Consider the following 1,150-nt stretch of genomic DNA (forward strand, 5'->3'; position numbering starts at 1 on the left):
GCTGGTTCAGCACTTCCTCGCCCTTGCTCATTTCTCGGACAAACAGGAAGCGGCCGTCTTGTTCGACTACGCAGGCCACAGTAATGTGCGGCTCAAAGCTGTTCATAGCGTATCCTACCGGACAGGAAGCACCGGTTGCCGTCATGGGCCGGGGGCGATGCTTCATTCAATTCTGGAAAGGCGGGAATGGTAGCGCAGCGGCGCCACAGACAACAGAGCGGAGACACCTCTGAGCATGACAGATCAACGATTTACCCACCTGGATGACAGTGGCCGGGCCCAGATGGTGGATGTGACCGACAAGGACAGCACTCAGCGTACCGCCACTGCGCAGGCGCGGGTGCGCATGCAGCCGGCCACGCTGGAAATGATACTGGGAGGCAAACACCCCAAGGGTGATGTGCTCGCCACCGCCCGAATTGCCGGCATTCAGGCGGCAAAGAAGACCTGGGACCTGATTCCTCTGTGTCACCCGCTGTTGCTCACTGGTGTCACTGTTACCATCGAACCGGAAGGAGCGGATGCGCTGTGCGTGCAGGCAACCTGCAAGCTCAAGGGCACCACTGGCGTGGAGATGGAGGCCTTGACCGCCGCATCGGTGGCCAGCCTGACGCTCTATGATATGTGCAAGGCGGTGGACCGGGGCATGGTGATTGAATCGGTGTGCCTGCTGGAAAAATCCGGTGGCCGCAGTGGCCAGTTCCGTCGGGAGGATTAAGGTGATCGAGATACGTTTCTTTGCTGCTCTGCGTGAGCGGGTGGGCAGTGACAGCCTGACGGTCACGCCGCCGGATGGTGTCGACACGGTGGCTGCCCTGGTCGCATGGCTGGCCGACGACAAGGCGTCGGTGGCCGGTGCGCTGGAGGCGACACCCCGCTATATGGTGGCGGTGAATGAGGTGCTCAGCCAGGAGCAGGCGGCGGTTCGGGATGGCGATGTGGTCGCCCTGTTCCCGCCGGTGACCGGCGGATGAAGATTCATGTGGCCGTCACGGACACGGCGCTGGTGCCGGCGCAGCCGTCCGGCTGGCTTCGCGACGCGGGTCTCAGCGGCGCCATGGTGCAGTTCAGTGGCCAGGTGCGCGATGAGCAGGCCAGGGTGGAGGCGCTGCATCTGGAGCATTACCCGGGGATGACGGAGGCAGTGTTG

At 62.9% G+C, this 1,150-nt stretch carries 3 protein-coding genes; all 3 read left to right on the plus strand.

Annotation, left to right across the window (positions count from 1 at the left end):
• Nucleotides 1-235 precede the first annotated feature (235 nt).
• Nucleotides 236-718: a cyclic pyranopterin monophosphate synthase MoaC gene (gene moaC / locus A3754_RS01455; RefSeq protein WP_063518667.1), complete on the plus strand. Its 483-nt coding sequence runs from the start codon at nt 236-238 to the stop codon at nt 716-718.
• A 1-nt stretch (nt 719) separates the two neighbouring features.
• Nucleotides 720-974, plus strand: coding sequence for a molybdopterin converting factor subunit 1 (gene moaD / locus A3754_RS01460; RefSeq protein WP_063518668.1), 255 nt, complete (start codon nt 720-722; stop codon nt 972-974).
• Nucleotides 971-1,150 (plus strand): molybdenum cofactor biosynthesis protein MoaE (locus tag A3754_RS01465; protein ID WP_197468359.1); only part of this gene is annotated, 180 nt, incomplete at its 3' end. The genes moaD and A3754_RS01465, both read left to right, overlap by 4 nt.

The organism is Alcanivorax sp. HI0083 (genome assembly GCF_001635175.1).

Coding starts and splice junctions, on each gene's coding strand:
- moaC (WP_063518667.1), top strand. CDS start 236: ATGACAGATCAACGATTTACCCACCTGGATGACAGTGGCCGGGCCCAG.